Genomic DNA, 7,458 nt, shown 5'->3' with positions numbered 1-7,458 from the left:
TGAGATTTCCCATTACGCAAGTAAGTAAGACCCCTCAAAGACGATGAGGTAGATAGGTTCGGCGTGAAAGTATGGCGACATATGCAGCTGACGAATACTAATCGGTCGAGGACTTAACCAACTTTTCAATGTGCGTTTATCCAGTTTTGAACGAATAATTTGTCTAGTGGCAATGGCAAAGAGGTCACACCTGTTCCCATACCGAACACAGTAGTTAAGCTCTTTAGCGTCGATGGTAGTTGGATGTAGGTCCTGCGAGAGTAGAACGTTGCTAGGCACTTGTTAAAACCCCTGTTACGATTTTCGTAACAGGGGTTTTATATTTACTCTAATCTACTAAATAAGGAGGTTATTTTACGATGCAACATCAGAAACCGTTAGTTGAAGCAATGCATAACTTTGTTAAACAAAGAAATTATTCTTTACATGTACCAGGACATAAACATGGCACTTTATCTAAATTACCACAGCCTATAAAAGATTCATTAGCTTATGATGTTACAGAATTAAATGGATTAGATGATTTATATCATGCAACTAGCATTTTATTGACATCACAACAGTTATTGACGGAATTACATAACACAAAAGAGAGCTTTTTTTTAGTAAACGGATCAACAGTTGGTAATTTGATTATGCTTTTATCTAATTGTCAAATGGGCGACAAGATCTTTATTCAAAGAAATGCTCATAAATCCATATTTAATGCGTTAGAGTTAGGAAAAATCAATCCTATTTATATTGGTGGGCAATGGGATCAACGAACACAAACGATGGTATCTATTTCTTTAGATACGATACGACAAGCAATTTTAAAATATCCTACTGTTAAAACTATTTTATTAACAACACCAACTTATTATGGCGAATGTAATAAAGAGTTATTAGAGATTATTCAGTATTGCCATGCTCATGATATTATTGTATTAATCGATGAGGCCCATGGCGCACATTTTGATATTTCACCACATTTTCCTAAATCATCGTTGCGTTACGGAGCAGATATGGTTGTACAATCCGCACATAAAACATTACCTGCAATGACGATGGGAGCTTATTTACATGTAAATAGTGAGAGCATTTCATTAGAAAAAGTAAGGCAAAATTTATCTATACTACAATCTAGTAGTCCATCTTATTTAATTATGGCTTCTTTAGATGATGCACGTCATTATAAAGCTAATTATACATTAGCTGATAGTCATTATTTTATGGAGAAGCGCCAATTATTTATCGAGAGTTTACGATCTATAAGAGGTTTGGAAATTATAGAAGTAGAGGACCCTTTAAAATTGTTACTTAGAGCACCTGGCTATACAGGTTTTCAGCTACAATCAGCTTTAGAACACCAACATGTTTATGTAGAGCTTGCTGATCTGTATCAAGTAGTTTGTATATTACCATTAGTAAAAGTTAATGAAGAAACATCGTTTATTGCTATTAGAAAAGCTATAAAATATGCTTATATTCAACTTATACAAACGGCTACCGTGAATTATGAATTAATAGAACACTATGACGAACCTGTTGTTATAGAGCCGATATACTCACCTTTTGAGGTGAAAAAGCAGGCGTCCGAATTTATTCATTATACTCAAGCATTACATCGTATTGCAGCAGAGACAATTATTCCATATCCTCCTGGTATTCCTTTATTTGTCGCTGGTGAAAAAATTACATTGTCTATGTTAACAAACTTAGAAATGTTACAATTAGCAGGGGCTAATTTTCAAAGAGAAAATAGAAATACTAAAGAAATTAAAGTAGTTAAATAGGAGGTAATCAAGTGTTAGATGGAAAGTTGATTACGTTTGAAGGCCCAGAAGGTGCAGGGAAAACAACGGTGCTTGCTATTATAGCGCAACGTTTAAAAGAAAAATATAAAGCAATACTTGTAACACGTGAACCGGGGGGAATTACAATCTCAGAAAAGATAAGAGATATTATTTTAAACCCTGATCATATAGAGATGAATGAACACACAGAAGCTCTATTATATGCAGCAGCACGTAGTCAACATTATTTTGAAAAAATAGAACCATCATTAAAAGAAGGTACTTTAGTATTGTGTGACCGATTTATTGATTCTTCATTAGCATATCAAGGTTACGCACGTGGTTTAGGGATAGATAATGTAAGGAAAATCAATAGTTTTGCGATAGGGGATAAACTTCCTGATATTACAATATTATTTGATTTGCCACCAGAAATTGGCTTGTCTCGTATTACAGCTAATCAAGAACGAGAAAATAATCGTTTAGATCAAGAGCATTTGGCTTTTCATCAAAAAGTGAGAGAAGGATACTTACAATTAGCATCTAAAGATAAAGAACGAATAGTTATCATTGATGCTAATCAAGAAATAACTAAGGTGGTTGAGGATGTTTGGCAAGCACTCCTCAAAAAACTCATATAAAATGATATGAAGTGAAGTTAAACATTGTGATATAATGGTAGCACCTATTCAAATGAAGGGGTTGAGACGAATGAAATTAGTTATTGCAGTAGTACAAGACCAAGACAGTAATCGTCTTTCAAATGGTTTAACTAAAAATGAGTTTCGCGCTACAAAATTAGCAAGTACAGGTGGTTTTTTACGATCAGGAAACACTACATTTTTGATTGGTGTAGATGATGATCGTGTACCTCATTTACTAGATATTATTCGAGATAATTGTCGTGCTAGAGAACAAATGGTAGCACCAGTTTCACCAATGGGTGGAAATGCAGATTCATATATTCCATATCCTGTAGAAGTGGAAGTTGGCGGAGCTATCGTGTTTGTATTGCCAATAGAGCAATTTCATCACTTTTAATTATGAGGAGGTGTCGGCTTAAATGAAAATTAATCAAGATATTCGAGTAGGTATGGCTACAAATCAAAAAATGCCGAATGCCATAAATCCTCAAAATCGTTTTGGCGATGTTTTAGTTAAACAAGGAACAAAACTTCAAACCGAACAGCTCACACGTTTGTTAGGAGATATATCGACAGCTGGAGATCGTGTGGCTAAATCACGTAACTTACGAGAACTTACACGATTTAAAATGTTGGTAAAACGCTTTTTACAAGAAACGGTAGAATATGGTATGGAGTTAAAGCAATCGCACACATGGAATCGTTTTGGAGAAGGACGTCGTTTAAAGATAATTAATACAATTGATGAACGCCTTATTGAATTAGCACAGGACATTTTAGATGAAGAAAAAGATACAATCGATTTATTAGATAAAATCGGTGAAATAAAAGGATTATTAATTAATCTTTATATGTAAAACCTGTGTCTTATTATAGGCGCAGGTTTTTTTACAAAGTAATAGAGGTGGATAATGTTAACACAATCCGAATTGAAACAAATTCAACCAGTTGTTATGCGGCAGCTAGAGCAATTATATGAAAGAAAGCGTGTTGCCCATGCTTATTTATTTGAGGGGAATGCAGGTACTGGAAAAGCAGAGATCGCAAAATACTTTACACAACTGTTACTGTGTACTCAAGTAACAAATAATATCCCATGTGGCACATGTAGACAATGCCAACTACTGGCTTCTAATAATCATACCAATGTCCATCATATTTATCCTGATGGTCAAACAATTAAGGTGGAGCAAATTCGCCAATTATTAAATGAGATGAAAATGATGGGGATGGAAGCTGGGCGGAAAGTGTATATTATTTATGATGCAGACAAGATGAATAGTGCATCAGCTAATATGTTACTCAAGTTTTTAGAGGAACCTGTTGGTCACGTAACAGCTATCTTATTAACAACACAGTACCAAGCTATTTTGCCAACCATTATATCAAGGTGTCAACACTTTACATTTACAGCTTTACCTAGAGAGCAAATCATGCAACAATTAATGCAACAAGCTATTACAAAATCGATGGCAGCTACAGTAAGTTTACTTACTAATAATATTGATGAAGCCATTCAATTATGTAGTGACGAACAATTTGTACAGACACGAAAAACAGTGTTACACTTAATAGGTACTATTCAACAACATGTACAAGAGGCACTTTTGTATGTTCATGAGGCATGGTTGCCTACTTTTAAAGAGCGTGATGAGTTTGAGCGTGCATTAGATTTATTATTATTTGCATATCGTGATGTAGTTGCTATAAAGGCAAATGTTACACATGTGCCAGCATTTCCTGATAAGATTGAAGAATTTAAAAAAATTGCATCAAAATCAACGTATGAAAGACTATCGATGCAAATGCAGGCGATTTTAAAAGCAAGAGAACAACTCCAACGTAATATGAATCGTGCATTATTGATGGAGCAGCTAATGCTGAATCTGCAGGAGGGGTATTTATTTGTGTAAAGTGGTAGGAATTCGCTTTAAGAAAGCGGGTAAAATATATTATTTTGACCCAACAACTTTTCAATTAGAGGTTGGGCAATATGTCATTGTTGAAACAGCTCGTGGTATTGAGTATGGAAAGGTCGTTATTCCGATTAGGGAAGTATCCAAAGATGAAATTGTACTTCCTTTAAAGCAAGTTGTAAGACCAGCCGACGAACGCGATCATATACAAGTAGAAGAAAATCGCAGAGAGTCGAGTCAAGCTTTTGTATCAGCTACTCAAAAAATTACAGAACATAAATTAGAGATGAAATTAGTTGATGTAGAATATACATTTGATCGCAATAAAATTATATTTTATTTTACAGCTGAAGGACGAGTAGACTTTAGGGAATTAGTTAAAGACTTAGCAGCAATTTTTAGAACGCGTATTGAGCTTAGACAAATTGGTGTTCGTGATGAGGCTAAATTATTAGGTGGTATAGGTCCATGTGGCCGTATGTTATGTTGCTCTACATATCTTGGCGATTTTGAACCCGTATCTATTAAAATGGCAAAAGATCAAAACTTATCTTTGAATCCTACTAAAATTTCAGGATTATGTGGTCGACTGATGTGTTGTCTAAAATATGAGAATGACGAGTACGAGGCAGCAAAAAAAGGCATGCCAGATATTGGTGAGATTATTGAAACGCCAGAGGGACAAGGAAAGGTTATCAACATTAATGTCTTAGAAAGACTAATTCAAGTTTACTTACAAAACTTAGAGCGTGTTGTAGAATATTCTCTTGAGGAATTATTACAGTATGAAAAAAATTGATATAGATAAGAGTAATGAGGTGGCTTGAGTGAAGGACCGTAATATACTTGATACTGTCATTGAATTCGAAAAACAATTAGAAGCAATGCAGCAACAATTCGGTGCGTTTAAGCAATTTGTCGCAATTATGATGGAGGAACAACAAGCATTACAAACAGAAAATTTACATTTACGTACAAGGCTAGAAGAAGTGCTTTCGAAACAAACCGTGCAAAAAGAAAGTACAGAAAAAACAAGCCACACAGATATTAGTGAGGGTTATGATAATTTAGCAAGATTGTATTATGAAGGTTATCATGTTTGTCATGTGCATTTTGGTAGCTCTAGAAAAGATGAAGATTGTTTATTCTGTCTAGCCTTTTTAAACAAACAAAATGTATAAAATAAGACTGATTCCACATTATGTGTAGTCAGTCTTTTATAATGGAAAGGAGTAGTCGCTAGTGGATTTAATATTACAAGGAGATGAGCGATTAGATTATTTACTTGCTGAATCATTACGAATTATACAGAGTCCTTCAGTATTCTCATTTTCGTTAGATGCTGTATTACTAGCTCGTTTTGCTAGTATACCTTTACGAAAAGGGCATATTATTGATCTATGTACAGGAAATGGTGTAATTCCTCTTTTTTTAAGTGCTCGTACGCATGCAAAAATCACAGGTATTGAGTTGCAAGAAAGGCTTTATGATATGGCAACTCGTAGTGTGGTATATAATAATTTGCAAGATCAAATTAATATTGTCCATGGAGATGTGAAAGAAGCTGATAAATTAATGGATAATGTCATGTGTGACACCGTGACATGTAACCCACCTTATTTTTTAGCCCATGAAAATAGCGAACGAAATCAAAACAAGCATTATACTATTGCTCGTCATGAAGTATGCTTAAGTTTAGAAGAAGCTATTATAGCAGCAAGTAAATTACTGAAACAAGGGGGGAAGGCTGCTTTTGTTCATAGACCTGGTCGTCTAGTTGATATTATTACACTTATGCGTAAGCATCGTTTAGAAGTAAAGCGTATTCAATTCGTTTATCCAAAAGAGGGTAAAGAGGCGAATATTTTATTAATCGAAGCTATTAAAGATGGCAAGCCAGATGTAAAGATCTTACCTCCATTATATGTGTATGATCATAATGGGGAATATACAGCGCCTATTAAGGAAATGCTGTATGGTGAATAATTACCATTATTTTTATGTGTTAAAATGTAGTGATAATAGTTTCTATGCAGGTTATACATCAGATTTGCTAAAGAGATTGTCATGTCATAATAGTAAAAAAGGGGCAAAGTATACAAGAAGCCGCATACCTGTAGTACTCTATTATTTCGAGATATATTTTAGTAAGAGAGAGGCAATGCAACAGGAATATTGGTTTAAACAACTTTCTAGAGAAAAAAAGAAGCAATATATGAGAGGTGAACTAAGATGAAATCACAAAAAAGTGCTATGTTTGAAAATACGAGTTGCTTGTATTTAGTACCAACACCAATTGGTAATTTGGAAGATATTACATTGAGAGCGCTACGTATTTTAAAAGAAGCAGATATTATAGCAGCAGAGGACACAAGAAATACAAAAAAACTATGTAACTATTTTGAAATTACAACGCCATTAATGAGTTATCATGAACATAATACAGAGACGGGTGGCGATAAAATCCTTCATTTATTAGCGGAAGGTAAAACGATCGCGCTAGTGAGTGATGCTGGCACACCATGCATTTCTGATCCGGGTGTTGATATTGTCAATAAAGCGCTCGCTATGAATTATGCTGTAGTGCCCTTACCAGGTGCTAATGCCGGAATTACAGCTTTAATTGCGTCCGGTTTATCACCTCAACCATTTTATTTTTATGGCTTCTTATCTCGTCAGAAAAAAGAGCGAAAGAAAGAATTACAACAGTTAGCTAAACGCCAAGAAACATTGATTTTCTACGAAGCTCCTCATCGTTTGAAAGAAATGCTACAGCATACTTTTGAAGAATTCGGAAATCGGAGAGTGGTCTTAGCTCGAGAGCTTACTAAAAAATTTGAAGAATTTTTAAGAGGGACACTTGAGGAATCTGTGTGTTGGGTGAATGAAAGTGAAGTGCGAGGAGAATTTTGTATCATAATAGAAGGAACTAATGATATTGTGTCAGAAGAAGAGCCTTGGCAACATTTTTCTGTATCTGAGCATGTGCAACATATAATAGAAGAAACTCAAATTTCCTCTAAAGAAGCTATTAAAGAAGTAGCTAAAATTAGAGGAATATCAAAACGAGATGTTTACCAAGCATATCATATTAATTAAATCACAAAAGAAGGCTACCACTTA

The 7,458-nt window shown here is 34.6% G+C and carries 10 protein-coding genes and 2 rRNA genes; all 12 read left to right on the top strand.

Annotation, left to right across the window (positions count from 1 at the left end):
* Positions 1-121: ribosomal RNA gene (locus IEW44_RS15105) — 23S ribosomal RNA — on the top strand; the annotation flags it as partial.
* Positions 122-162: 41 nt separating this feature from the next.
* A 5S ribosomal RNA gene (gene rrf, locus IEW44_RS15100) occupies positions 163-277 on the top strand.
* A gap of 82 nt (positions 278-359) precedes the next feature.
* The gene (locus IEW44_RS15095; protein WP_188615899.1) at positions 360-1,775 is read left to right on the top strand and encodes an aminotransferase class I/II-fold pyridoxal phosphate-dependent enzyme; all 1,416 of its coding nucleotides are present in this window, start codon (positions 360-362) and stop codon (positions 1,773-1,775) included.
* Between the two features lie 11 nt (positions 1,776-1,786).
* Positions 1,787-2,416 (top strand): dTMP kinase, encoded by a 630-nt coding sequence (tmk, locus tag IEW44_RS15090; protein WP_188615898.1) that lies wholly within the window; start codon positions 1,787-1,789, stop codon positions 2,414-2,416.
* A 70-nt stretch (positions 2,417-2,486) separates the two neighbouring features.
* On the top strand, positions 2,487-2,816 hold the full coding sequence (gene darA, locus IEW44_RS15085) for a cyclic di-AMP receptor DarA (protein WP_188615897.1): 330 nt from the start codon (positions 2,487-2,489) through the stop codon (positions 2,814-2,816).
* Between the two features lie 22 nt (positions 2,817-2,838).
* Positions 2,839-3,276 (top strand): YaaR family protein, encoded by a 438-nt coding sequence (locus tag IEW44_RS15080; RefSeq protein WP_188615896.1) that lies wholly within the window; start codon positions 2,839-2,841, stop codon positions 3,274-3,276.
* Between the two features lie 54 nt (positions 3,277-3,330).
* Positions 3,331-4,332: a DNA polymerase III subunit delta' gene (holB, locus tag IEW44_RS15075; protein WP_188615895.1), complete on the top strand. Its 1,002-nt coding sequence runs from the start codon at positions 3,331-3,333 to the stop codon at positions 4,330-4,332.
* Positions 4,325-5,134: a PSP1 domain-containing protein gene (locus IEW44_RS15070; protein ID WP_188615894.1), complete on the top strand. Its 810-nt coding sequence runs from the start codon at positions 4,325-4,327 to the stop codon at positions 5,132-5,134. Before holB ends, IEW44_RS15070 begins: the two co-directional genes overlap by 8 nt.
* 28 nt (positions 5,135-5,162) lie before the next feature.
* Positions 5,163-5,516, top strand: a complete 354-nt coding sequence (gene yabA / locus IEW44_RS15065) for a DNA replication initiation control protein YabA (protein WP_188615893.1) — start codon at positions 5,163-5,165, stop codon at positions 5,514-5,516.
* 61 nt (positions 5,517-5,577) lie between these two features.
* A complete protein-coding gene (locus IEW44_RS15060; RefSeq protein WP_188615892.1) occupies positions 5,578-6,321 on the top strand; it encodes a tRNA1(Val) (adenine(37)-N6)-methyltransferase in 744 nt (247 codons plus the stop codon).
* On the top strand, positions 6,311-6,571 hold the full coding sequence (locus tag IEW44_RS15055) for a GIY-YIG nuclease family protein (RefSeq protein WP_188615891.1): 261 nt from the start codon (positions 6,311-6,313) through the stop codon (positions 6,569-6,571). Before IEW44_RS15060 ends, IEW44_RS15055 begins: the two co-directional genes overlap by 11 nt.
* On the top strand, positions 6,568-7,434 hold the full coding sequence (rsmI, locus tag IEW44_RS15050) for a 16S rRNA (cytidine(1402)-2'-O)-methyltransferase (RefSeq protein ID WP_188615890.1): 867 nt from the start codon (positions 6,568-6,570) through the stop codon (positions 7,432-7,434). The genes IEW44_RS15055 and rsmI overlap by 4 nt, the downstream gene beginning before the upstream one ends.
* Positions 7,435-7,458: the final 24 nt, after the last annotated feature.

Source organism: Lysinibacillus alkalisoli (assembly GCF_014643595.1).
Taxonomy (GTDB): Bacteria; Bacillota; Bacilli; order Bacillales_A; family Planococcaceae; genus Metalysinibacillus; species Metalysinibacillus alkalisoli.
This window is presented reverse-complemented; position numbering and strand designations above follow the sequence as displayed.

Coding starts and splice junctions, on each gene's coding strand:
- IEW44_RS15095 (WP_188615899.1), top strand. CDS start 360: ATGCAACATCAGAAACCGTTAGTTGAAGCAATGCATAACTTTGTTAAA.
- darA (WP_188615897.1), top strand. CDS start 2,487: ATGAAATTAGTTATTGCAGTAGTACAAGACCAAGACAGTAATCGTCTT.
- IEW44_RS15080 (WP_188615896.1), top strand. CDS start 2,839: ATGAAAATTAATCAAGATATTCGAGTAGGTATGGCTACAAATCAAAAA.
- holB (WP_188615895.1), top strand. CDS start 3,331: ATGTTAACACAATCCGAATTGAAACAAATTCAACCAGTTGTTATGCGG.
- IEW44_RS15055 (WP_188615891.1), top strand. CDS start 6,311: ATGGTGAATAATTACCATTATTTTTATGTGTTAAAATGTAGTGATAAT.
- rsmI (WP_188615890.1), top strand. CDS start 6,568: ATGAAATCACAAAAAAGTGCTATGTTTGAAAATACGAGTTGCTTGTAT.